Raw genomic sequence first — 23,404 nt, 5'->3', positions numbered from 1 at the left:
CGCACCCGCGAGCCGTTTCACAGACTCACTTCCTGTCCACCACCACCTGATCGAACGTCCCGCCATCGGCGAAATGCGTTTGCTGCGCCTTCTGCCAGTTCCCGAACATCTCATCCACGGTAAAGGTCTTCAGCGGCTTGAACTCGCTCGCATGTTTCGCGAGCACTTCCGCATTACGCGGCCGCAAGTGATGCCGCGCGATGATCTCCTGCGCCTGCGGCGTATAGAGGAACTCGAGATAAGCCTGCGCTTCCTTGCGCGTGCCGCGCTTGTCCACCACCTTGTCGACGATCGATACGGGCGGCTCCGCCAGCAAGCTCGCCGACGGATACACCGCATCGAAATCCTTCGCGCCCGCGCCGCTTTCGATCAGCCCGACTTCGTTCTCGAACGTCACGAGCACATCGCCGATACCGCGCTGCGTGAATGTCGTCGTCGCGCCGCGTCCGCCCGTGTCGAGCACCGGCACGTTGCGGAAAATCGCTTTCTCGAAGTCCTGCGCCTGCGCATCGGTGGCGCCCTGCTGCTTCTTGTATCCCCATGCCGCGAGATACGTATAACGCCCGTTGCCCGATGTCTTCGGATTCGCGATGATCGCCTGCACGCCGGGCCGCGCCAGATCGCTCCAGTCCTTGATGTTCTTCGGGTTGCCGTGGCGCACGAGGAAGACCATCGTCGTCGTGTACGGCGCGCTGCCGTTCGGAAGACGCGTGCGCCAGTTCGCCGGCACGAGCTGGCCGCGCTCGGCGAGCAGGTCGATATCGTTCGGCTGGTTCATCGTGACGACATCCGCCTGTAGCCCCTGCATCACCGATAAAGCCTGCGCGCTCGATGCCCCATGCGACTGCCGCACGGACACCGTCTCGCCCGTGCGCTTCTTGTAATCGGCAACGAAGGCCGCATCGATATCCTTGTACAGCTCGCGCGTCACGTCGTAAGACACGTTGAGCAAGGTCGTCTCCGCCTGAGCGGCGCCCGCCGCCATGCACCACGCCGCGCCCGCCGCGAGCGCGAGCTTCCTGAATGCCGCCATGTGGTTCCCCGAAAAAGCCGTTGCGTTAAAGAAGCGAAAGGCCGCGCGAAGGCGGCCATCGAGTGTATCGGACCGCGGGCGGCGCGCGTCATCCATACGCGTGCTCGCGCAGGAACAGGTCCTCCGCGCCGCGCTCCGCAGGCGGCGCCCAGTGCGCGAGGGTATCGACGAGATACTTCGCATGCGGCCACGGCCCATAGCCCGCCGACGTGTTGATGTGCCCGGCGTCGCCGAGATTCACAAACGCGCTGCCCAACTGCTGCGCGAGATCGCGCGCGTCGCCGAGCGGCATCCACGGATCGGTTTCGCTGCCGACGAGTATCGACGGCGCCGCAAGCCGCATCGGCTCGAAGCGGCCGGCGAGGCGAAACTTGGCCGGGCTCGCGGGCGCGACGAACAGCACGCCGACGACGTTCGCCCGCACGCGCCCGCGCAAGAGCGCATGCGCCGTCGAGAGACAGCCGAAACTGTGCGCGGCCAGCACGACAGGCCGCCGCAAATCGTCGAGCCGCGTTTCGACCGCGCTCGCCCAGGTGTCGAGCTGCGGCGCATCCCAGTCCGCCTGCTCGACGCGCGACGCCTCCACGTATTGCCGCTCCAGCCAGCTTTGCCAGTGCGCGCCCTCGCTGCCGTGCAGTCCCGGCACGGTGACGAGCATGGGCCGCCCGGATGAATCGTCGATGTTGTGCATGCCTGCCTCGCGCACCGTTTCGGTCATTCGTCATTCTCCCGTGACGCATCGCGCGCGCGAACGATTCAATCGTCATTTCCATATGCGCGATGTGAACGCTGCGTGTATCCGCACGTAGAATGTCCCGAACCATCACACGGAGGCCGTATGTCCGATCTGCCCGACGAATCCGCCGACCGCTTCGAGCACGCGGATCATTCGCGAACGCAGCGCACGCTGCAACCGTTCCACCTCGCCTTCCCCGTCACGAGCCTGGACAACGCCCGCGCGTTCTACGGCGAACTGCTCGGCTGCCCGGAAGGCCGCAGTTCGCCCGACTGGGTCGATTTCGATTTCTTCAGTCATCAACTGGTCGCGCATCTTTCGCCGGACGAGGCGCGGCCCGCCGCGAAGAACGCCGTCGACGGCGACGACGTCCCCGTGCGCCACTTCGGCGTCGTCCTGTCGATGAGCGACTGGCGCGCGCTCGCCGAACGCCTCGAGGGCGTGGGGACGAAGTTCATCATCGAGCCGCATGTCCGGTTCAAGGGCGAAGTCGGCGAACAGGCGACGATGTTCTTTCTCGACCCGTGCGGCAACGCGCTCGAATTCAAGGCGTTCAACGACATCGGCCAGCTCTTCGCCAAATGAGCCGCATGAAGATCATCTTCTACGAACAGAACACCGACACCGGCGCCTGGCTGCGCGGTTTCGCCCGCGAGCTGCCCGGCGCGGATGTTCGCGTATGGGAACCCGGCGATACCGCGCCCGCCGACTACGCGATCGTCTGGCGCGCGCCGCGCGCATTGTTCGCCAACCGGCCCGACCTGAAGGCCGTGTTCAACCTCGGCGCGGGCGTCGATGCGATTCTCGATGTCGAGCGCAAGGAGCCGGGCCTGCTGCCGCCCAACGCGATGCTCGTGCGCCTCGAAGACACCGGCATGGCGCAACAGATGGCCGAGTACGCGACTTATGCGGTGCTGCGCTTCATGCGCCGCTTCGACGAGTACGAAGCGCTGCAGCGCGCAGGCCGCTGGGAAAAGCTGACGCAACATGCGCGCAAGGACTTCACGGTCGGCGTGCTGGGCCTCGGCGTGCTCGGCGGCGAAGTGGCGCGGAGTCTCGTGAATCTTGGCGTGCCGGTGCGCGGTTATAGCCGCACGGCGAAGGAGATCGAAGGCGTCGCGGTGTACGCGGGCCCCGGTCGGTTCGACGCCTTTCTCGACGGCGCGCACGTCCTCATCAATCTGCTGCCGCATACGCCGGATACCGAAGGCATCCTGAATGCGCGCGCGTTCGGCAGGCTCGCGCGCGGCGCCTATCTGGTGAACGTCGCACGCGGCCCGCATCTCGTCGACGCCGACCTCATCGATGCACTCGACAGCGGCCAGCTCGCCGGCGCGTTGCTCGATGTCTTCCACACCGAGCCGTTGCCGCAGGAGCATCCGTTCTGGCGGCATCCGCGCATTGGCGTGACGCCGCATATATCGGCGGAGACCTTGCGCGAAGAAAGCATCGTGCAGATCGCCGCGAAGATCAAAGCGCTCGCGCGCGGCGAGACCATCAGCGGTGTGGTGGACGTCGAGCGCGGATACTGAACGCGACCAGCACATTCGAAGGAGACAAGCATGATCCCATCCAGAGTCAAGATCGTCGAAGTCGGGCCGCGCGATGGCCTGCAGAACGAAAAGACCTTCGTGCCCACGGAAACCAAGATCGAGCTCGTGAACCGGCTCGCGCGCGCGGGCATCGTCAATGTCGAGTCAACGTCGTTCGTCTCGCCGAAATGGGTGCCGCAAATGGCCGACGCCGCCGCGCTGCTCGCCGGCATCGAGCGCAGGGCGGGCACGATCTACTCCGTGCTGACGCCGAACATGCGCGGCTTCGAAGGCGCGCTCGAAGCGAAGGCCGACGAAATCGTGATCTTCGGCGCGGCGAGCGAAGCGTTCTCGCAAAAGAACATCAACTGCAGCATCGCGGAGAGCATCGCGCGATTCGAGCCGGTCGCGAAAGCGGCGAAGGACGCGGGCATGCGCTTGCGCGCCAGCATTTCCTGCGCGCTCGGCTGCCCGTATCAGGGCGAAGTGAGCGTCGCATCCGTGGTCGATGTCGTCGAGCGCATGAAGGCGCTCGGCTGCGACGAAATCGATATCGCCGATACCATCGGCGTCGCCACGCCCGGGCGCACGCGCGAAGTCGTCGCGGCGGCATCGAAGGTGTTTCCGCGCGAGCGCCTCTCGGGACATTTTCACGATACGTACGGCCAGGCCATCGGCAATATCTATGCGGCGCTTCTCGAAGGCATCGAGATTTTTCATGCGTCGGTGGCGGGACTCGGCGGCTGTCCGTATGCGAAAGGAGCGACCGGCAACGTCGCGACCGAGGACGTCGTGTATCTGATGAACGGACTCGGCATCGAGACCGGCGTAAATCTCGACGAACTCGTTGAAATCGGCGACTTCATTTCCAGCGCGATCGGCAAGCCCAGCGCATCGCGCGCGGGCAAGGCGCTGCTCGCGAAGAAACGCGGCGAGCAAGCGTGCGCATGAAAGGACAACGACGATGATCGAACCCACTGAACTCGACGCCCTCCCCGATTCCGCGCGCCGCGTCGCGCTGCTGCTCAGGGAGCGCGGCCATCCGCATCCGGTCGTGATGCTGCCGGAGACGGGCAAGACATCGGCGGAAGCGGCGGCCGGCCTCGGCTGCTCGATTGCGCAGATCGCCAAGTCGATTCTTTTCCGACGCCGCGCAGACGACGCGCCCGTGCTCGTGATCGCAAGCGGCGCGAATCGCGTCGATGAAGCGAAGGTCGCGGCTCGCGTGGGCGCACTGGCCCGCGCGGACGCCCGGTTCGTGCGCGAGAAGACCGGCTATGCGATAGGCGGCGTCTGCCCGATCGGTCATGCGGTCGAGCCCCTCACGCTGATCGACGAAGACCTCCTCGCGCTCGAAAGTCTATGGGCCGCGGCCGGGCATCCGCATGCGGTGTTCAACCTGTCGCCGCGCGAGCTTGTCGAGCTGACGCGCGCGCCGGTCATCGACGTCGCGTTGCGCGAGACAGCGTGATGAACGGCGTGTCGTCGCCTTGCGTCAACGTGTGCCGCATGAACGCGGAAACCGGCTTCTGCGATGGCTGCCTTCGGACCATCGATGAAATCGCCGCATGGTCCGCATATGACGACGACGCGAGGCGCGCCGTGCTCGATCGCGTCGAAAGCCGCCGGCATGGCGCGCGCGTCGTGAGAATCGGCGAAGCGTTCGAAGGGACGCTTTCGCTGCCGCCCGATTCCATTCGCCAATTCGCGACGCTCGTCGATGACCGTAATCCGCTGCATCACGACGACGCCTACGCGCGCGCGAGCCGCTTCGGCGCGCTGATCGCATCCGGCACGCAGCCGACCGCGCATCTGATGGCGATGATCGCCACGCATTTCTCGCAGTACGCGCAGCCGCTGGGGCTGGAATTCGGCATCAAGCTGACGCGGGCGGTGAAAGCGAACGACGTCATCACGATGCGCTGGCGGGTCGTCGAAGCGAAGTGGAAAGCGAGCTTGGGCGGCGATCTCGTGAAGCTCGAAGGCGGCGCGGTGAATCAGGCGGGCGAAACGGTGATGAAGGCGACGGCAACCATTGTCGTGATGCCATTATGAAGACGCTCCCCGGCTCGATGACCGTCTTCGAGCGCGGCTGGCTCTCGTCGAACAACGTACTCTTCACGAGCGATGAAGGTACGGCGCTCGTCGATACGGGTTACGTGTCGCACGCGCCGCAAACGCTCGCGCTCGTGCAGCGGAAGCTCGGCGCGCGCCCGCTCGATCTCATCGTGAATACGCATCTGCATTCGGACCATTGCGGCGGCAATGCGCTGCTCCAGGCGACCTACGGCTGCGAGACGCTGATTCCGTCGGGCGAAGCGGAAGCCGTTCGCAACTGGCGCCACGACGCGCTGACCTTCGACGCAACCGGCCAGCGCTGCGACCGCTTCGGTTTTACCGGCGTCATGGAAAACGGTGCGGCGCTCAGGCTCGGCGGCGCGTCGTGGTCGGTCCTCGGCGCGCCCGGCCACGATCCGCATTCGCTGATGCTTTATTGCGCCGACGCGCGCGTGCTCATCAGCGCCGATGCGTTGTGGGAAAACGGCTTCGGCGTGATCTTTCCGGAGCTCGAGGGCGAGAGCGGCTTCGCGGAAGAACGCGCGGTGCTCGAACTGATCGCGCGGCTCGATATCGACATCGTGATTCCCGGCCACGGCGCGCCTTTCAGCGATGTCGCGCGTGCGCTCGATGTCGCATCGTCGCGGCTCGATTACTTGCAGGCCGATCCCGCGCGCAACGCGAAGAACGCGCTCAAGGTGCTGATGGTCTTCAAGCTAATGGAAGTGCGCGCGATGACCTTCGACGCGCTCGTCGCGATGACCACGCGCGCACGCGTCATGCGCGCCGCCGCCGATGCGCTCGCCCCGCCGAACGAGCGGCGCGCGTTGATCGAAAAAGTCGTGGGGGAACTGGCGAAGGCGGGTGCGGTGACGGTCAGCGCCGGTGTCGTATCGGCCAAATGACGTGAACGCGAAGCACAAAAAAGAAAGCCGCTTGTCAGCTACGGCAAGCGGCGAACATAGACGTGATCAACGTCGGGAATCATCCTAACCCGGCGCTATCGGGCGTGCATCGGTGCTTTCCCTACAGAAGTTTAACGGTCCGTTAAAGACCGAATGACGCTCCGTCTTCTTTACCGATTTCACCTCATGACGCCTCCGCTTTGAAGAACGCGAGCATCTCTTCGACGAGCATCGCGGGCTCCTCCTCGGGGATGTAATGACCGCACGGCAGGGCCCTGCCGCTCACATCGCGGGCGACGCGCCGCCATTCTTCGAGCGCGTCGAAACATCGCTCGATCACGCCTTGATTGCCCCACAGCGCGCGCAAGGGACACGCGATTCGCGCACCGCGTTCGATGTCCGCGCGATCGTGCGCGAGGTCGATGCCCGCCGACGCGCGGTAGTCCTCGCACATCGCGAAGACGGCGCCGGGCTGCGCGAGCGCATCGCGATACGCCTGCAACGCATGCGGCGCAAACGGCGCGAGGCCGGCGTGACGATTGCCCATCACGCGATCGATGTACGCATCCGGATTGCCGCCGATCAGCAGTTCCGGCAGCGGCGACGGCTGGATCAGCAGGAACCAGTGGAAGTAGGCAGTGGCGAATTCGCGGTCCGTCGCTTCGTACATCGCGAGCGTCGGCGCGATGTCGAGCAGCATCAGCCGATCGACGGCGTCGGGGAAATCCATCGCCATGCGATGCGCGACCCGCGCGCCGCGATCGTGCGCGCAGACGAGGAACCGCTCGAAGCCGAAGTGCCGCATCACCGCGATCTGGTCGGCGGCCATCGCGCGCTTCGAATACGGCGTGTGATCTTCGTCGCTCGCCGGCTTCGACGATGCGCCATACCCGCGCAGATCCGTCGCGATGACGGTGAAGTGGCGCGCCAGCACGTCGGCGCACTTGTGCCAGATCTCGTGCGTTTGCGGATGGCCGTGCAGCAGCAGAAGCGGCGGACCGTCGCCGCCCTTCGTCCCGGCGATGGCGACGCCGGCATCGCCAGCATGGATTCGAAACGGCTCGTAATCGGCGAAAGACATGATGTGTTCTTGTTGTTGCGCTGGGCTCATTGTAGGCGTGGCGTTCCGACTGCTTCTCTTCGATGGCGGCGTTCGCCCCGAAACCGAAGAAGTCCTCGGGATTTGCCGGATCGCACCGAGACGCGCCATGCCTATAATCGAACGATCGTTCTGAAGCGGCGGTCCGGTGCATGCTTATAGACGCCGCTTCGGGGGCCGCAAGAACATATGTCTGGAGACTCGCGCATGGCACTCCCCGCCGTCCTGCAGAACCTCGCGTTGCCGGTCATCGGCTCGCCGATGTTCATCGTCAGTTATCCCGATCTCGTGCTCGCGCAATGCAAGGCGGGCATCGTCGGATCGTTTCCCGCGTTGAACGCGCGGCCCGCCGAGTTGCTCGACGAATGGCTCACGCAAATTCAGGCGTCGCTCGCGGCGCATCGGGCGGCGAATCCCGATGCGGTCATCGGGCCGATCGCGGTGAACCAGATCGTGCATCAGTCAAACGCGCGGCTCGAACACGACGTGCGCGTGTGCGTCAAGCATAAGGTGCCGATCTTCATCACGAGCCTGCGCGCGCCGGTCAGGGAGATGATCGACGCGGTGCATTCGTACGGCGGGATCGTGCTGCACGATGTCATCAATCTGCGTCACGCGCAAAAGGCGCTGGAAGCCGGCGTCGATGGACTGATTCTCGTCGCGGCGGGCGCGGGCGGACACGCGGGCACCACGTCGCCGTTCGCGCTCGTCGGCGAAGTGCGGCGCATCTTCGACGGGCCGATCGTGCTTTCGGGGTCCATCGCGAATGGCGGATCGATTCTCGCCGCTCAGGCGATGGGCGCGGACCTGGCCTACATGGGCACGCGCTTCATCGCGACACGCGAGGCGCACGCGCTCGAAAGCTACAAACAGGCGATCGTCGATGCCAACGCGGCCGATATCGTCTATACGAACCTGTTCACGGGCGTGCACGGCAATTACATCCGCCAGAGCATCGTGAACGCGGGGCTGGACCCGGAGGCACTGCCCGCATCCGATAAAACCGCGATGAATTTCGGCGACGGTTCCAGCAAGGCAAAAGCGTGGAAGGACATCTGGGGTGCGGGCCAGGGCGTCGGCCTGATGAACGACGTGCCGAGCGTCGCCGAACTGGTCGCGCGGCTGAGGCGCGAATACGACGACACCAAGGCGCGGCTTGCCATTCGGTGACGCGTCCTTCGTCGTCCGCATGAAAGAAAACACCGCGTACTCGACGCGGTGTTTTCGTTTGGAGCCTGCGTGAGTTAGAACTTCGCGCGGACGCCGACGCCGAAGGTATCGCCCGTCGAGATGCCCGAGTACTTGTCGTTGAGGTAGGCCGCGTAGACGTCGGTGCGCTTCGAGAGCGGATAGTCGTAACCGACAGCCCAGCTCTTGTGCGTCTGGTCGAAGCCGCCGTTGCTGCGCGAGTACGCGTAGGACGCCATCACCGTGCCCGGCCCGACCGGCACCGTCACGCCGCCCTGCCCCGTGTTGACGTGGAACGAAGTCGGCTCGATGTCGTTCTTCGTGTACATGTACTGCGCGAAGAACTTGACGTACTTCATGTCGTACGACGCGCCCAGTTGCGCGACGCTCTGGCTCTTGAAGCCCGGCGTCACGAACGCGTTCGATGTGGGCAGGTCGCCCGGCGTCGCGTTGAAGTTGACGTACTGGTACACGCCGGTCGCCGCGAACGGGCCGTGGAAGTACAGGAACTGCGCGCTCCACTTCTTCGAGCGGCCATCGCCCGCGTTATTGCCGAACGCGTACATCGCGCTGCCCGACAGGCCGTTGAAGTCCGGCGTCGTGTACTGGACCGCGTTGTTCCAGCCGGAATCGCCCGTCACGCCCTGATCGGTCCTGTACGTCGGGAACGTGCCCTGGCCGAGGAACACGTGGGAGACCATCGGCGAGAATACGTACGAGTCGACGAACGGGTTGAAGAGAATCGTCGAGACGAAGAGTTGCGTGGTCAGACGGCCAGCGGTGAACGTGCCGATGGGACCTTGAATGCCGACATACGAGTTACGGGCGAAGAACGTGTCGCCGTCGAAGCGGCCGTAACGGCCGTTCTGCGCGCGAAAGAAGCTCTCGAGGGTGAAGATCGCCTTGTAGCCGCCGCCCAGGTCTTCTGCGCCCTTCATGCCCCAGTACGACGTCAACATGCCGCCGCCGCTCACGTTCCAGGCGCGTTCGTTGCCCGGAAACTTCGTTGCGCCGACCCATTCGTCGACCTGACCATAGAGCGAAACGCTCGACTGCGCATGAGCGGCGCCTGCCGCGAGAAAGCCGATCATCGCTGCGACGACGGTCGCCTTGACCGTTGCTTTTGCCGCTTTCTGCGTCGCACGGTTGACGGTTGGCTTCATGGACTCTCCTGTCTTTGTCAAAAATTAAAAGCGTGGCGGGCGAGGGACGTTAATCGCCATCGTCTGACCGGCGTGATGGGCTTCTGGCCGAGGGCGTCGCGTGGGGAGCGGCACCATCTTTACGGACCATTTATCCGGTCAAAAATATTTCTGGTTATCGCGGGTATAGCGGTTTCAGTACTCCCTCGCGCAATCGTCGGTGACGTCGCGGCTTCGCACTCCGATTCGCGCGATGCAACGACGTGTTTTGCCGCACCGGAGCATTGAACCGGCGGGCCTGAGGACGCGATGAAAGGAGTTTGGAAACTACTGGATACACGCAATCAGCCGAAGGCCGCATTGTCCTTGCGCGCAAAAAGGAGGGGAATGTCTGGCAGGAAATGTGACGCGTCACTGTGGCGTGATTACGTCACCGTGACGCGCGCGCTGGACGCGGCTTTTATTTTTAGATAACTGCTTGCCGCCAGTTATTGCCGCTGCTTTCAGTTCCGAAAGTTGGCATTGGCCGGCGCGCGGCCATCGTCGGACGGGCGGCCCTGCGAACGCGGGATGCTCCGCTCCTGGTTGTAGCGCGTGATGTCGGCGCGGATGGAGCCTGCGCCACGGAACGGCGCGGCCTGCTCGACTTGCGGAACCGGGCGCACTTCGGCGCTGACCGGCGTGAGCCCGTCTTTCGCGGCCACCGGGGTGTAGTGAAGCGACTGACGGCTGGCCGGCGAATCGGCATATACGGCGGGCGATACCCACTCGACGCGCGGACCCGCGAGCGCAAACGATCCCGCGACCGCCAGCGCAGCGAGCGCGGAAGATGCCAGAAGCCGAGTGGTTTTGCGAATGCCAGTGAGCGCCATGTCGAAACTGCCTGCATCCAACACGAGTCTTCGACCGCGCATCGAACGTGAACACGATTCGATGACGCGCGACACCGGCCGCCGTTGGAGCACGCAAGACACGGCATCGACCGATGCACCGTCTCGCCGACCGGAGTATCCACAATTTATTTCGGCGGGCCGCAGCCGTCGAGCCAAAAAGTGTTAGGCCGCCTCAATGGTTGTAACACCATGTTACGTCAGAGTTTTTTCGCTTCGCGGTCCTGAACGCGCTTGACTTTCCTAGGACGAAACGTCGTACCGGCGGCGGCATTCCTGCACGGTCTGAATGTTGCTCCACACCGCTTGGCTCCGCGACATGCCGAGATTCATGCCGAAACGGAATCAATCGAGCGAAGAAATGAATTTGCCAATTCAATCGAGTGCGAGCCAAAATCATGGTTTTCCCTGACGCGACGCAGGTTCTGGCTGCATGTGCCGCCCGGCGATCGCCCGAGTGCGAGAATTTCTGATGGCCCGGCCAAAATATCTCCCAGACAATTTCACGCTGGCGCTCGTCGGCACTGTCATCATCGCGAGCTTCCTGCCGTGTCGCGGCAGCGCGGCGGTCGCCTTCAACTGGATCACCAACGTCGCCATCGGGCTGCTGTTCTTCCTGCACGGCGCAAAGCTATCGCGGGAGGCCATTGTCGCCGGCGCGATGCATTGGCGGCTTCACCTGGTCGTGCTGCTCAGCACTTTCGTGATGTTCCCGCTGCTCGGTCTTGCACTGAAGCCCGTGCTGAGCCCGCTTGTCACGCCCGCGCTGTACGGCGGCATCCTGTTCCTTTGCACCTTGCCTTCGACGGTTCAGTCGTCCATTGCTTTCACGTCGATGGCCAAGGGCAACGTGCCCGCCGCCGTTTGCAGCGCATCGGCGTCGAGCCTGCTCGGGATCTTCATCACGCCCGCGCTCGTCGGTCTGCTGGTGAGCGATCACGGCGCGGCGAGCGGATCGCCGTGGCATACCGTCGGGAACATCGTGCTGCAATTGCTCGTGCCGTTCGTTGCCGGCCAGTTGCTGCGACCGGCCATCGGCAAATGGGTGGACCGCCACAAGGCGATGCTCAAGTTCGTCGATCAGGGCTCGATTCTGCTCGTCGTCTATGTCGCGTTCAGCGAAGCGGTCAACGAAGGCATCTGGCATTCGATCCCGCTGTCGGCGCTGGGCGGCCTCGTTGCGGTGAACATCGTCCTGCTCGCGGTTGCGCTCCTCATCAACGCGTTCGCCGCGAAAAAGCTGGGCTTCAGCCGTGCGGACCAGATCACCATCATCTTCTGCGGCTCGAAGAAAAGCCTCGCGTCGGGCATTCCGATGGCGAAGGTCATCTTCGCCACGCACGCGGTCGGCGCAGTGGTGTTGCCGCTCATGTTGTTCCACCAGATCCAGTTGATGGTCTGCGCCGTGCTCGCACAGCGCTGGGGCTCTCGCAAGACCATGGCCGAGCCGGTGCGCGACAGCAAGACCGTCGGCGCTCCGGCGCGCCGCTGATACACGCAGCATCGTTGCGCTCCCCCGCTTCAGCAAAGGCCGCCTCGTGCGGCCTTTTGCCATTTGAGCGCATCCGTATTGCGCCGTCGATTCAGCCGGACGTCATAGGCCAAACAAGCTGCTCATCGGCAGTGTTACGGCGCCGGGAAACTTCGTTCGACGCTTTCGCCTATGTCCTTCGGCCGAATGGCGCTCGGGAACGGCCCTTGCCACACTTGGTTCCATGCACGCGGACACCGCGACCCACACGAACCAGCCTGGAGGACGCCTCGCATCATGCCGATTGCCTCGTCGACCGAACATCGCGCGATTTCATCCGCGCGGCGCGTCTTTGCCTGTGATCGTTCCGATCGGCATGGTCTCGGCAGGGGTGCAGGCGAGCGATCGTCCTCGCGGCTCCATGCGGCATCGCGCTTCCATGCGCCCGCGGCCGCGCGTTCCGCCACCGCAGTGTGGAGCGCGCCATGGCACGCGTGACGACGCGCAGTCCTTCCACGCGACGCGCCGAAGGCGGCGTGGCCCATCGCGTCATGCCAGGAAACGGCACGCTCGAGTCAACATGGCAAGGCTGGCCGCGCCTCGCCGCGCTGCCCGAGGTCACGCCCGGGGAACTGGTGCCGTCCGGAGGCCGCGCGGTAGTCATCGCACCGCACCCGGACTATGAAGTGCTCGGCACTGGCGGGCTGCTCGCACTGCTTTCCGAATTGAACCGAAGCGTGCTGATCGTCGCGGTCACGGACGGCACCGCGAGTCACCCGCATTCCACCGAATGGTCGCCCGAACGGCTCGCCGCGGCGCGGCCGCTCGAAACTCGCGAGGCATTGCAGCGGCTCAACCTTCGGCAGGTTCAGGTCGCGCGGCTCGGCTTGCAGGACGGCGCCGCCGAACGCATCGAGCCGGGCCTGTTAGGCGGTCTCTCGAAGTGGCTTCGGTCCGATGACATCGTGTTCGCACCCTGGCGTTACGACGGACATCCCGATCACGAAGCCGTCGGGCGGGCGGCCTGCCTCGCAGCGGATGCGCTCGGCCTGCCGTTCGTCGAAGTGCCGCTCTGCGCGTGGCACTGGGCGTCGCCCGACGACGCACGCGTGCCCTGGAGCCGCGCCCGCCGTATCGTGCTGGACGATGCAACGCACGCCCGCAAGCTGCTCGCAGTGCAGGCGTTCAGGAGCCAGCTGGAGCCCGATAAAACGGCGGGGCGAGCGCCGGTGCTCGAAGAACACGCGCTGGCACGGCTGACCCGAGCTTTCGAAGTCGTGCTCATCTAAGCCACGGAGCAGCGTCTGTTCTGCGGCTTTTACTAAACACAGACCATCCACTCGAGCCTTTTCGAGACAAGGCTTTACTGGTTTCCTCTAGTCCTGCCGGACGTGTTTTCGCGATTCTTTACTATACAATCCGCGAATCAAGCGAACCCCGCGCGTGCGATAAACAACGCGCCCCGGCTTCAGGACAGAAAACATCACGATGGCCACTACCATCCGCGACGTCGCCCGTGCGGCAAGCGTTTCGATCGGGACGGTTTCGCGCGCGCTCAAGAATCAGCCGGGCTTGTCGGAAGCCACGCGCGTGCGCGTCGTCGAAGTGGCGCAGCGGCTCGGTTACGACTCCGCGCAACTGCGCACCCGCATTCGGCGCGTCATGTTCCTGCTGCATCGTCAGCACAACAACTTCGCGGTCAGCCCGTTTTTTTCGCAAGTGCTGCACGGCTTCGAGGAGGCGTGCAGCGAGCGCCGGCTCGTGCCGTCCGTGCTCACGGCTGGTCCGACGCAGGATCTCGCGCAGCCAATGCGCCTGCACGCGCCCGACGCCATCGCGGTGGCGGGCTTCGTCGAGCCGGAACTGCTCGTGCATCTGCAATCGCTGGCGCGGCCCATCGTGCTGATCGACCTGTGCGCGCCGGGCTTCCGCTCGGTGAACATCGACAACGCGAAAGGCGCGTCGCTCGCGATGGCGCATCTCTTCGCGACGGGCCGGCGGCGCATCGCGTTCATCGGCGGATCGCTTGCGCATCACAGCATCGCGCAACGGGCGCTCGGCTATCGCAAGGCGTATTTCGATGCCGGCCTGCTGTTCGATCCGACGCTCGAGATCAACGCACAAGCCGGTCTTCCTGCGGATCTCGCCGCCGCCGACGCGATGGAGCGCCTCATCGCCGATGCCCGCGTGCGATCGAATCCGCTGCCCGACGCGGTTTTCGCCTATAACGATGCAGCGGCCCTCGCCGCGATGCGCGTCTGTCTCGCGCACGGCCTGCGCGTGCCGGAGGACATCGCGTTCGTCGGTTTCGACGACATCCCCGCCGCCGCGCACAGCATGCCGCCGCTCTCGACCGTGGCCGTCGACAAGGAAGCGCTCGGCCGACGGGGCGTGGAACTGCTGCTCGAAGATCATTCGAACCCGCTGGCCCAGACCGATTCGCTGATGAGCGTCGAATTCATCGCTCGCGCGAGTTCGCGCAAGAAAGAGGACATCCGCACGCCATGAACCTGACCGCCTCCCCCGCCATCGCCGCTGCAAGCGAGCAGGCAGTGGATCAGAACATCGACTTCCGCAGCCGCGAGTTCCTGCTCTCGCACGTGCGCGACACGCTCGCGTTCTATGCGCCCGTCGCCCGCGATCCGTCCGGCGGCTTCTTTCATTTCTTCAAGGACGACGGCACGGTCTACGACCGCACGACGCGTCACCTCGTGAGCAGCACGCGGTTCGTCTTCAACTACGCGATGGCGTACCGGCATTTCGGCGACGCAGCGTATCTGGACGACGCGCGCCACGCCTTCCGCTTCCTGCGCGACGCGCACTGGGACGCCGTGCACGAAGGCTACGACTGGGAGATCGAGTGGCGCGACGGCCAGAAGCGCACGCTCGACGGCACGCGCCATTGCTATGGCCTGGCCTTCGTGCTGCTCGCGTGCGCGCATGCCGCGATGGCGGGCATCGACGAAGCCCGGCCGATGATCGACGACACCTTCGCGCTGATGGAGCGCCGCTTCTGGGACGCCGGCGCCGGCCTCTACGCCGACGAAGCCACGCCCGACTGGCGGCTTTCCGACTATCGCGGGCAGAACGCAAACATGCACGCGACCGAAGCGCTGCTCGCCGCATACGAGGCCACCGGTCACGTGCTCTATCTGGATCGCGCCGAGAAGATCGCGGGCAACATCACGCTGCGGCAGGCGGGGCTGTCGAACGGGCTCGTGTGGGAACACTTTCACCGCGACTGGTCCGTGGACTGGCATTACAACGAATCGGACAGTTCGAATATCTTTCGTCCGTGGGGATTCCAGCCCGGCCATCAGACCGAATGGGCGAAGCTGCTGCTGATTCTCGAACGTCATCGCGCGCTGCCCTGGCTTGCCTCCCGCGCCATCGAACTGTTCGACGCGGGCTTTTGCCGCGCGTGGGACAACCGTCATGGCGGTCTCTACTACGGCTTCGGGCCGGACGACAGCATCTGCGATCACGACAAATACTTCTGGGTGCAGGCCGAGAGCTTCGCGGCCGCCGCGCTGCTCGGCGCGCGCACCGGCAGCGAGCGCTTCTGGGACTGCTACGACGAACTCTGGCGTTATAGCTGGGCGCACTTCGTCGATCATCGGTACGGCGCGTGGTATCGCATCCTCACGTGCGACAACCGCAAGTACAGCGACGAGAAAAGTCCCGCCGGCAAGACCGACTACCACACGATGGGCGCGTGCTACGAAGTGCTGAACGCGCTCGGCTCCCCGAACAACGCACGGTGAACACGATGCCGACCGATCAAATTCCTTTCCCGCAGTTCGTCTCCGCCGGCGACATCCTCACGGACATGATCCGCACGGGCGAATCCAGCTGGCTGTCGCGTCCGGGCGGCGCGGGCTGGAACGTCGCGCGCGCGGTCGCACGGCTCGGCCTGCCGACCGCGTGCGCCGGATCGATGGGCGTCGACAACTTCTCCGACGATCTGTGGGAAGCGAGCGCCGCCGCCGGTCTCGACATGCGCTTCATGCAGCGCGTGGAACGGCCGCCGCTGCTCGCCATCGTCCACAAGACGCAGCCGCCGACCTACTACTTCATGGGCGAAAACGGCGCGGACCTCGCGTTCGATCCGTCGAAGCTGCCGCAAGGGTGGATGGAACGCGTGAAATGGGCGCACTTCGGCTGCATCAGTCTCGTGCGCCAGCCGCTCGGCCGCACGCTCGCCGCGCTCGCCGCCCAACTGCGCGAGCACGGCGTCAAGATCAGTTTCGATCCGAACTACCGCAACCTGATGGAGCACGGCTACGAGCCGATCCTGCGCCAGATGGCGGGCCTCGCCGATCTCATCAAGGTTTCCGACGAGGACCTGCACATGCTGTTTCGCGGCATCCCGGAAGAGGAGGCGCTCGCCCGCATCCGCGCGATGAACCCGCAAGCCACCGTGCTCGTGACACGCGGCTCCTCGGAAGCGACGCTTTTCTCGGGCGATCAAAGCTATAGCGCCCGCCCGCCCGCCGTGGAAGTCGCCGATACCGTCGGCGCGGGCGACGCCTCCATCGGCGGTCTGCTCTACAGCCTGATGTCGCGCCACGGCGGCTGGCCGGATCATCTGAAATTCGCGCTCGCGGCGGGCGCGGCGGCATGCCGTCACTCGGGCGCGCATTCGCCGACGCTTTCCGAAGTCGAGGAACTGCTGCGAGGCTAAGGACGAAACGAAACGCGCCGACACACGCATCGCATGACTGCGTGCTAGCATGAATTCGATGGTTACGTTCCGGCCTCGAGGCGAATCGATCATGGAAGACACGACGTACACGAAAGGCATCTACACGGCGACGATCGGCGTGCGCGCCATCGATGACGGCAAGTTCCAGGGCCTCGTCTCGCTTGCCCGCGACGACGGCGAAGCGGCCGACGCGACGCTCTACGAAGTCGAGGCCGCATCGGAAAACGAGCACGAAGCGCTCGACGAAGCGCGCGCGCTCGCGCATCGCATCCTCGGGGAAATCGAACTGTAGGGCTGGCGCGGCCGGACTGCAGGCCGAACGCATCGGAGGAACATCATGGCGGAACAGGTCTTCCTTTACGGCGTCTATTCGATCCACGTGAGACCCATCGAGCTGCAAGGCTCGCGATGGGACGCTGAGTACGAGATTCGCCATCTGGATCACGCGGTGAAGACGTGGACGACCGTCGGCGGCGACGATGGCCTGGTTAATCCCGCCGATGCCGTCAAGCTGGCGCACGAACGCGCGGTAGCCGACATCGAAGCCGGCGCGGGCATTCCGAAGCCGCGCGCGTTTCCCTAATCCACCGCTTTCGCGTGCGGTCTGAGGCCGAGCCGCTCCGCTTCCAGACGATCGATCGTCGCGGCGCGCTCGTAGCCGTCACGGGCGATCGCCCGCTCGACGTAATCGAACAGCACGCCTTGCGGTTCGATGATGCGCGCGAGAAATCCGATCTGCAGCGTGCTCGCGAGCAGCAGGTCCGCCGCCGTGAACTGCTCGCCGAGCAGCCACTGGCCTTCTTCGAGCGCGCTCTCGATCGCATGCTCGACGCGCGCGAGATCGCCCCATCCGAAGCTCACCGTATTGCCCTCTGCGCCTGTCATTCGCTCGGCCATCGCGGGTTCGAGGCATGAGCCGGTGAAGAACATCCATTGCAGAAAGCGGCCGCGCGCCGGATCGCCAAGCGGCATGCCGAGCCGCGCCTGTGGATAGCGGTCCGCGAGATACAGCAGCACCGCGCCGGATTCGGCGACGCGCACGAGGCCATCTTCGAGCGCGGGCAGCTTCGCCATCGGGTTGACGCGGCAGAACGCGCTGTCGTTCTGCGCGCCGGCGCGGATGTTGACGCGCACGAGTTCATAGGGCACGCGCATTTCTTCGAGCATCCACAGCGCGCGAAAGGCGCGCGTCTTCGGCCAGTAGAAGAGCTTCATCGCCGTCCTTTTCCAGTCGTCGCTCCAGCCGATCAGGTTAGTCCCAAATCGGCCGGCGACACATGCGGGCCGGCTCCGGGTTTACGTGAAGCGCGCCCGAATCGAGAAGATTTCGCTCGCTTGTCCCGGAAATCATCCGCTTGCGTTTCGATGCGGCCGGAATTGAAGCAAGTGCGCAAAAACATTCCGATATCGTCGGCGAAGAATGGCGTATCGCTCTCATCTCAAAAGAGACACGCCCATGAACGCACGCGTCCCTGCTTCGACTTTTGCCCCTGCGCTTTCGGACTACCAGTTGAGCGACAATCTCGCCGCCACCAGCGGGCGCATCTTTCTGACGGGCACGCAGGCGCTCGTGCGCCTCGTACTGATGCAGCGCGCGCTCGACCGCGCCGCAAATCTGAACACGGCCGGCTTCATCAGCGGTTATCGCGGCTCGCCGCTCGGCATGGTCGACCAGCAACTGTGGAAGGCGAAGAAACTGCTCGCATCGCACGACGTGCGCTTTCTGCCCGCGATCAACGAGGAACTCGGCGGCACCGCCGTGCTCGGCACGCAGCGCGTGGAAAGCGATCCGGAGCGCACCGTCGATGGCGTCTTCGCGATGTGGTACGGCAAGGGGCCGGGCGTCAACCGCGCCGGCGACGCCCTGAAGCACGGCAACGCGTACGGTTCGTCGCCGCATGGCGGCGTGCTCGTCGTCGCGGGCGATGACCACGGCTGCGTGTCGTCGTCGATGCCGCATCAGAGCGATCAGGCGATGATCGCGTGGCACATGCCGGTGGTGAATCCGTCGAACATCGCGGACATGCTCGAATTCGGCCTTTACGGCTGGGCCCTCTCGCGCTTTTCCGGCGCGTGGGTCGGCTTCAAGGCGATTTCGGAAACGGTCGAATCCGGCTTGACGGTCAACCTCGACGCGTTGCAGACGATCTGGAAAGCACCCGACGATTTCATCGCGCCGGCCGGCGGCCTGCACAACCGCTGGCCCGACCTGCCGAGCCTCACGATCGAAGCGCGGCTGCACGCCAAGCTCGACGCGGTGCGTCACTTCGCGCGCAAGAACAGCATCGACAAGTGGATCGCGCCGAGTCCGCGCGCGAACGTCGGCATCGTGACGTGCGGCAAGGCGCATCTCGATCTGATGGAAGCGCTGCGCCGCCTGGAACTCACCGTCGACGATCTCGATGCCGCGGGCGTGCGCATTTACAAGGTCGGGCTGTCGTTTCCGCTCGAAACGACGCGGCTCGACGCCTTCGTCAACGGGCTTTCGGAAGTGCTCGTGATCGAAGAGAAAGGGCCGGTCATCGAGCAGCAGATCAAGGACCATCTCTACAACCGCACGTCGGGCGCGCGGCCTGTCGTCATCGGCAAGGCGACGCAAGACGGTACGCCGCTGCTGCCCGCGCTCGGCGAACTGCGGCCGTCCCGCGTGCTGCCGGTCTTCGCGCAATGGCTCGCGCGCCACAAGCCCGCGCTCGATCGCCGCGAGAAAGTGGTCGATCTCGTCGCGCCGCAAATCCTCTCGAATATCGCCGATGCCGTGAAGCGCACGCCCTATTTCTGCTCGGGCTGCCCGCACAATACGTCAACGAAAGTGCCGGAAGGATCGGTCGCGCAGGCGGGCATCGGCTGCCACTTCATGGCGTCGTGGATGGAGCGCGATACCACCGGCCTTATTCAGATGGGCGGCGAGGGCGTCAACTGGGCGTCGCACGCGATGTTCACGAAGACGCCGCACGTCTTCCAGAATCTCGGCGACGGCACCTACTTCCATTCCGGCATTCTCGCGATCCGCCAGGCCGTCGCCGCGAAAGCGAACATCACGTACAAGATTCTCTATAACGATGCCGTCGCGATGACGGGCGGCCAGCCGGTCAACGGCAGCATCTCCGTGCCGCAGATCGCGCGGCAAGTCGAAGCGGAAGGCATTGCGCTGCTCGTCGTGGTCAGCGACGAACCCGAGAAGTACGACGGCCATCACGACCGGTTTCCGAACGGCACGACGTTCCATCATCGCGGCGAACTCGATGCCGTCCAGCGCCGCCTGCGCGAGACGCCCGGCGTGACCGTGCTCATCTACGACCAGACGTGCGCCGCCGAAAAGCGCCGCCGCCGCAAGAAAGGCGAGTTCCCCGATCCGGACAAGCGGCTCTTCATTAATGAGGCGGTGTGCGAAGGCTGCGGCGACTGCGGCGTGCAGTCGAATTGTCTTTCGGTCGAACCGGTCGAGACGGAGCTTGGAAGAAAGCGCCGCATCGATCAGTCCTCGTGCAACAAGGACTATTCGTGCGTGAACGGCTTTTGCCCGAGCTTCGTCACGCTCGAAGGCGCGAAGCTGAAGAAGGCCGAAGGCCATGCGTTCGATTCGGCCGAACTCGCGCGCCGCGTCGATGCGCTGCCGATGCCGCACGCGCATCTCGATCACGCGCCGTACGACATTCTGGTGACGGGCGTGGGCGGCACGGGCGTCGTGACCGTCGGCGCGCTGATCAGCATGGCGGCGCATCTGGAAGGCAAGAGCGCATCCGTGCTCGATTTCATGGGCTTCGCGCAGAAAGGCGGATCGGTGCTGTCGTTCGTGCGCTTCGCCGCCACCGATGCGCTTCTGAACCAGGTCCGCATCGACACGCAGCAGGCCGACCTGCTGCTCGCCTGCGATATGGTCGTCGGCGCGAGCCCGGAAGCGTTGCAGACGGTGCGGCACGATCGCACGAAGATCGTGGTGAATACGCACGCGATTCCGAACGCGACGTTCGTGCAGAACCCCGACGCGAATCTCCATGCCGATGCGCTCATCGACAAGATGCGCCACGCCGCCGGTCCGAACGCCGCCGACGCGCTTCGCACCTGCGATGCGCAATCGCTCGCGGCGCGCTTTCTCGGCGATACCATCGGCGCGAACATTCTGATGCTCGGCTTCGCGTGGCAGCTCGGGCTCGTGCCCGTGTCGCACGGCGCGTTGATGCGCGCGCTCGAGCTGAACAACGTTGCGGTGCCGGCGAACAAGCTGGCGTTCGCAATTGGCCGGCTCGCGGCGGCGGACATGAGCGCGCTCGATGCGCTGGCGGCATCCGCGCAGCCGAAGCGCGTCGCGATGGAGCAGATGCCGCTTGCGGACCTCGTTCGCGATCGCGAGGAACGGCTGCTGGCATATGGCGGCGAGAAGTACGTGAAGCGTTATCGTTCGCTGCTCGACAAGGCAGCCGCGAATGACGAGGTGAAGCGCGCCATCGCCATCACGTTCTACAAGCTGCTCGCGGTGAAGGACGAGTACGAAGTCGCGCGCCTGCACGCGGACCCGGCGTTTCGGGCCGCGCTCGCGGCGCAGTTCGAAGGCACGGCGGGCGACGACTACACGGTGAAGTTCAACCTCGCGCCGCCGGTTCTGTCGCACGGCGGCGTGCCGAAGAAGAAGACCTTCGGCCAGTGGATGTGGCCGGTGTTCCGCGGGCTGTCGAAAGTGCGTGCGCTGCGCGGCACGGCCCTCGATCCGTTCGGCAAGACGCTGGAACGCCGCATGGAACGGCAGTTGGCGAACGACTACGAAATCACGATGCAACGCGCGCTCGCCCGACTCGACGCCCGCAACGCGAAGGACGTGCAAGCGCTCGCCGCGCTGTTCGAACGCGTGCGCGGCTACGGTCACGTGAAGCTCGCCAATCTCGCGATGATCAAGCGCAGCGAGCGCGATATCGCCGCGCGTCTCGGCATCGAAGCGGCGACGGGCGATGCGGTGCGCGCCGCCATCGACACGATGAAGGGCGCATCGTCGCTAAAGGGGATCCCGGTGGTCGTGGCGAAGTGATCAGTCGTCGTCGGGCAGCCAGTCGATATCGCCGCACAGGACGCAGCGCTTGCCGCCCGAACGCGTTTCGACCGACAGCGTGACGCACGGCATCGCTTCGTTGATCGACAGATACGGCTTCGTCACGTGCACGCGCTCGGGATCGCCGAGCGCCGCGCGAAAGTACGGACGGCGCAGCCAGTTGGCGCCTTGCGCGTCGACGAGCGGAAGGAAGCGCGCTTCATGGGCGGCGCGATCGGCGCGCAGCACGACATTGCGGCCCGACTGCCGCCCGTTCTGATCGAGCAGGAAACAGCGCGCGGCGTGATCGAGCGCGAGGAAATTCCAGCACACCTCGTCGAGCGGTTCGCCCGCCGCGAGCCGCTCGGCGGCGCGTTCGAACGCGCGAACGTAGGGCTGAAGCCGCGTCGCCACGCGCCGCTCGCGCGCTTCGGTCTGGAATCGATAACGCTCGGTGAGATCGCTGATGATGGTTTCTGCGTGCGCGCCATCGGCCAGCCCCGGATGCGGCCGCGCGAAGAAGAAGCCCTGCACGAAGTCCGCGCCGCTCGCGAGCGCAAGCTGCGCCTCGTGCTCCGTCTCGACGCCTTCGATCAGCACGAGCTTGCCCGCTTCGTGCAGCAGCGAGACGATGCCCGACAGCACCGCCTCCATGTTGCGCCGCTGCTTCACCGTGCGCGCGGACAGCGGCGCATGGACGTTGTGTCCCGCGTGCGCGAGCATCACGCGATCGAGCTTGACGATATCCGGATCGAGCTGCCAGATGCGTTCGATGTTCGTATGCCCCGCGCCGAAATCGTCGAGCGCGATGAGAAAGCCGTGATCGCGGAACTGCTGCACCGCCTGCGCGAGACCTTCGATATCCTCGGCGCTCTGCTCCAGCACTTCGAGCACGACGCGTCGCGGCTCGATATGCAGCCGCTTCAGGTTCGCGAGCAACGCCGCCGCGTGATACGGCTCGGTCAGCGCACCGGGATGCACGTTGAGAAAGAGCCATTCGGTCTGGGCGCCCAGCATCTTGAAGTTCTCCAGATGCAGCGCCTGCGCGAGCCTGTCGATCTGCAGCGCTTCCCCGACGCGCGCCGCCTGCCCGAAGACATCGACGGGCGATACCGGGCGATCGAGCGCATCATGCGCGCGCAACAGCCCTTCGTAACCGACCGCCCGCATATGCGACAGGCTGAACACCGGCTGGAACACGCTCGACAGCGTCCACTCGCCGTGCTCGACGGAATAGCGGTCGAGTCCCGACATCACGCCAAGCTCGAAACTGCGCGGGGAAATCGTCGTCTTTTCGGGGTTGGCGATCACCATGTCGATGCCCTCCCACATGCCGTATGCTCCGGTCGCGCGCCGGTCCCGCCTGATACCGTTGTCATAAGAACAGCCCTCGGTGGTAACGCCGGGAGTCTCGTGTCCCGTGGCTGTCGATAAAGCAATGTCCATGCGCGCGATGCCCTCGTATTTGTCGGCGTTTAGCGCGTCCGATGCACCGTCGGCAGGCGATTCCCGCACTTCGACGCACCGCATCGGTGCGCCTCGCAAAATGTCATCGCAGGCGCGACCGGCTAAACTTTTGCGTCAACCCTGTCTCCCGAAACGAACGGACATCGCGCGGACGC

The 23,404-nt window shown here is 65.0% G+C and carries 22 protein-coding genes; 15 read left to right on the top strand and 7 right to left on the bottom strand.

Annotated features, from left to right (window positions below; genetic code table 11):
- Window positions 1–25: 25 nt before the first annotated feature.
- The gene (locus tag P9255_RS19765; RefSeq protein ID WP_309763577.1) at window positions 26–1,033 is read right to left on the bottom strand and encodes a sulfate ABC transporter substrate-binding protein; all 1,008 of its coding nucleotides are present in this window, start codon (window positions 1,031–1,033) and stop codon (window positions 26–28) included.
- An 88-nt stretch (window positions 1,034–1,121) separates the two neighbouring features.
- Window positions 1,122–1,724, bottom strand: coding sequence for an RBBP9/YdeN family alpha/beta hydrolase (locus P9255_RS19760; RefSeq protein WP_404980445.1), 603 nt, complete (start codon window positions 1,722–1,724; stop codon window positions 1,122–1,124).
- A 147-nt stretch (window positions 1,725–1,871) separates the two neighbouring features.
- On the opposite strand from P9255_RS19760, the gene P9255_RS19755 reads away from it, so the two are divergent.
- Genes P9255_RS19755 through P9255_RS19730 form a run of 6 tightly spaced genes read left to right on the top strand, consistent with a single transcriptional unit; the run spans window position 1,872 to window position 6,264 of the window.
- On the top strand, window positions 1,872–2,354 hold the full coding sequence (locus P9255_RS19755) for a VOC family protein (RefSeq protein WP_309790313.1): 483 nt from the start codon (window positions 1,872–1,874) through the stop codon (window positions 2,352–2,354).
- Window positions 2,355–2,359: 5 nt separating this feature from the next.
- On the top strand, window positions 2,360–3,301 hold the full coding sequence (locus P9255_RS19750; RefSeq protein WP_309763580.1) for a glyoxylate/hydroxypyruvate reductase A: 942 nt from the start codon (window positions 2,360–2,362) through the stop codon (window positions 3,299–3,301).
- Between the two features lie 30 nt (window positions 3,302–3,331).
- Entirely contained in the window at window positions 3,332–4,252 is a 921-nt protein-coding gene (locus tag P9255_RS19745; protein ID WP_309763581.1) for a hydroxymethylglutaryl-CoA lyase, read from the top strand.
- A gap of 13 nt (window positions 4,253–4,265) precedes the next feature.
- The gene (locus P9255_RS19740; RefSeq protein ID WP_309763582.1) at window positions 4,266–4,772 is read left to right on the top strand and encodes a YbaK/EbsC family protein; all 507 of its coding nucleotides are present in this window, start codon (window positions 4,266–4,268) and stop codon (window positions 4,770–4,772) included.
- A gap of 38 nt (window positions 4,773–4,810) precedes the next feature.
- Complete coding sequence (locus P9255_RS19735; RefSeq protein ID WP_309763583.1) at window positions 4,811–5,356, top strand: DUF1289 domain-containing protein; 546 nt, start codon at window positions 4,811–4,813, stop codon at window positions 5,354–5,356.
- Complete coding sequence (locus tag P9255_RS19730; protein WP_309763584.1) at window positions 5,353–6,264, top strand: MBL fold metallo-hydrolase; 912 nt, start codon at window positions 5,353–5,355, stop codon at window positions 6,262–6,264. Before P9255_RS19735 ends, P9255_RS19730 begins: the two co-directional genes overlap by 4 nt.
- Before the next feature lie 184 nt (window positions 6,265–6,448).
- Here the strand turns inward: P9255_RS19730 and P9255_RS19725 are convergent, their stop codons facing one another.
- A complete protein-coding gene (locus P9255_RS19725; protein ID WP_309763585.1) occupies window positions 6,449–7,345 on the bottom strand; it encodes an alpha/beta hydrolase in 897 nt (298 codons plus the stop codon).
- 225 nt (window positions 7,346–7,570) lie between these two features.
- On the opposite strand from P9255_RS19725, the gene P9255_RS19720 reads away from it, so the two are divergent.
- Window positions 7,571–8,533 carry a nitronate monooxygenase family protein gene (locus P9255_RS19720; protein WP_309763586.1) on the top strand — a complete coding sequence of 321 codons (963 nt, stop codon included), beginning with the start codon at window positions 7,571–7,573 and terminating at the stop codon, window positions 8,531–8,533.
- 74 nt (window positions 8,534–8,607) lie between these two features.
- Here the strand turns inward: P9255_RS19720 and P9255_RS19715 are convergent, their stop codons facing one another.
- Together P9255_RS19715 and P9255_RS19710 are read right to left on the bottom strand one after the other, a co-directional pair.
- Complete coding sequence (locus P9255_RS19715; RefSeq protein WP_404980444.1) at window positions 8,608–9,642, bottom strand: porin; 1,035 nt, start codon at window positions 9,640–9,642, stop codon at window positions 8,608–8,610.
- Between the two features lie 554 nt (window positions 9,643–10,196).
- On the bottom strand, window positions 10,197–10,565 hold the full coding sequence (locus tag P9255_RS19710; RefSeq protein WP_309763588.1) for a hypothetical protein: 369 nt from the start codon (window positions 10,563–10,565) through the stop codon (window positions 10,197–10,199).
- Window positions 10,566–11,055: 490 nt separating this feature from the next.
- Here P9255_RS19710 and P9255_RS19705 point away from each other — a divergent pair, with 490 nt between their 5' ends.
- From P9255_RS19705 to P9255_RS19675, 7 genes are all read left to right on the top strand, one after another.
- Window positions 11,056–12,075: a bile acid:sodium symporter family protein gene (locus tag P9255_RS19705; RefSeq protein WP_309790311.1), complete on the top strand. Its 1,020-nt coding sequence runs from the start codon at window positions 11,056–11,058 to the stop codon at window positions 12,073–12,075.
- 464 nt (window positions 12,076–12,539) lie between these two features.
- Window positions 12,540–13,343 carry a PIG-L family deacetylase gene (locus P9255_RS19700; RefSeq protein WP_309763590.1) on the top strand — a complete coding sequence of 268 codons (804 nt, stop codon included), beginning with the start codon at window positions 12,540–12,542 and terminating at the stop codon, window positions 13,341–13,343.
- Between the two features lie 199 nt (window positions 13,344–13,542).
- Entirely contained in the window at window positions 13,543–14,562 is a 1,020-nt protein-coding gene (locus tag P9255_RS19695) for a LacI family DNA-binding transcriptional regulator (protein ID WP_309763591.1), read from the top strand.
- Window positions 14,559–15,818 carry an AGE family epimerase/isomerase gene (locus P9255_RS19690; protein ID WP_309763592.1) on the top strand — a complete coding sequence of 420 codons (1,260 nt, stop codon included), beginning with the start codon at window positions 14,559–14,561 and terminating at the stop codon, window positions 15,816–15,818. Before P9255_RS19695 ends, P9255_RS19690 begins: the two co-directional genes overlap by 4 nt.
- 5 nt (window positions 15,819–15,823) lie before the next feature.
- On the top strand, window positions 15,824–16,738 hold the full coding sequence (locus tag P9255_RS19685) for a carbohydrate kinase (RefSeq protein ID WP_309763593.1): 915 nt from the start codon (window positions 15,824–15,826) through the stop codon (window positions 16,736–16,738).
- A gap of 91 nt (window positions 16,739–16,829) precedes the next feature.
- Entirely contained in the window at window positions 16,830–17,051 is a 222-nt protein-coding gene (locus tag P9255_RS19680) for a hypothetical protein (RefSeq protein ID WP_309763594.1), read from the top strand.
- Window positions 17,052–17,096: 45 nt separating this feature from the next.
- Window positions 17,097–17,342 carry a hypothetical protein gene (locus tag P9255_RS19675; RefSeq protein WP_309763595.1) on the top strand — a complete coding sequence of 82 codons (246 nt, stop codon included), beginning with the start codon at window positions 17,097–17,099 and terminating at the stop codon, window positions 17,340–17,342.
- On the opposite strand, the gene P9255_RS19670 is transcribed toward P9255_RS19675, so the two are convergent.
- A complete protein-coding gene (locus P9255_RS19670; protein ID WP_309763596.1) occupies window positions 17,339–17,974 on the bottom strand; it encodes a glutathione S-transferase in 636 nt (211 codons plus the stop codon). The two genes, P9255_RS19675 and P9255_RS19670, sit on opposite strands and share 4 nt — an antisense overlap.
- Window positions 17,975–18,215: 241 nt before the next feature.
- Here P9255_RS19670 and P9255_RS19665 point away from each other — a divergent pair, with 241 nt between their 5' ends.
- Window positions 18,216–21,782 (top strand): indolepyruvate ferredoxin oxidoreductase family protein, encoded by a 3,567-nt coding sequence (locus P9255_RS19665; protein ID WP_309790310.1) that lies wholly within the window; start codon window positions 18,216–18,218, stop codon window positions 21,780–21,782.
- Here the strand turns inward: P9255_RS19665 and P9255_RS19660 are convergent, their stop codons facing one another.
- The gene (locus P9255_RS19660; RefSeq protein WP_309765366.1) at window positions 21,783–23,096 is read right to left on the bottom strand and encodes an EAL domain-containing protein; all 1,314 of its coding nucleotides are present in this window, start codon (window positions 23,094–23,096) and stop codon (window positions 21,783–21,785) included.
- Between the last annotated feature and the right edge of the window lie 308 nt (window positions 23,097–23,404).

The sequence above is a fragment of the Caballeronia sp. LZ019 genome, assembly GCF_031450825.1.
GTDB lineage: Bacteria > Pseudomonadota > Gammaproteobacteria > Burkholderiales > Burkholderiaceae > Caballeronia.
This window is presented reverse-complemented; position numbering and strand designations above follow the sequence as displayed.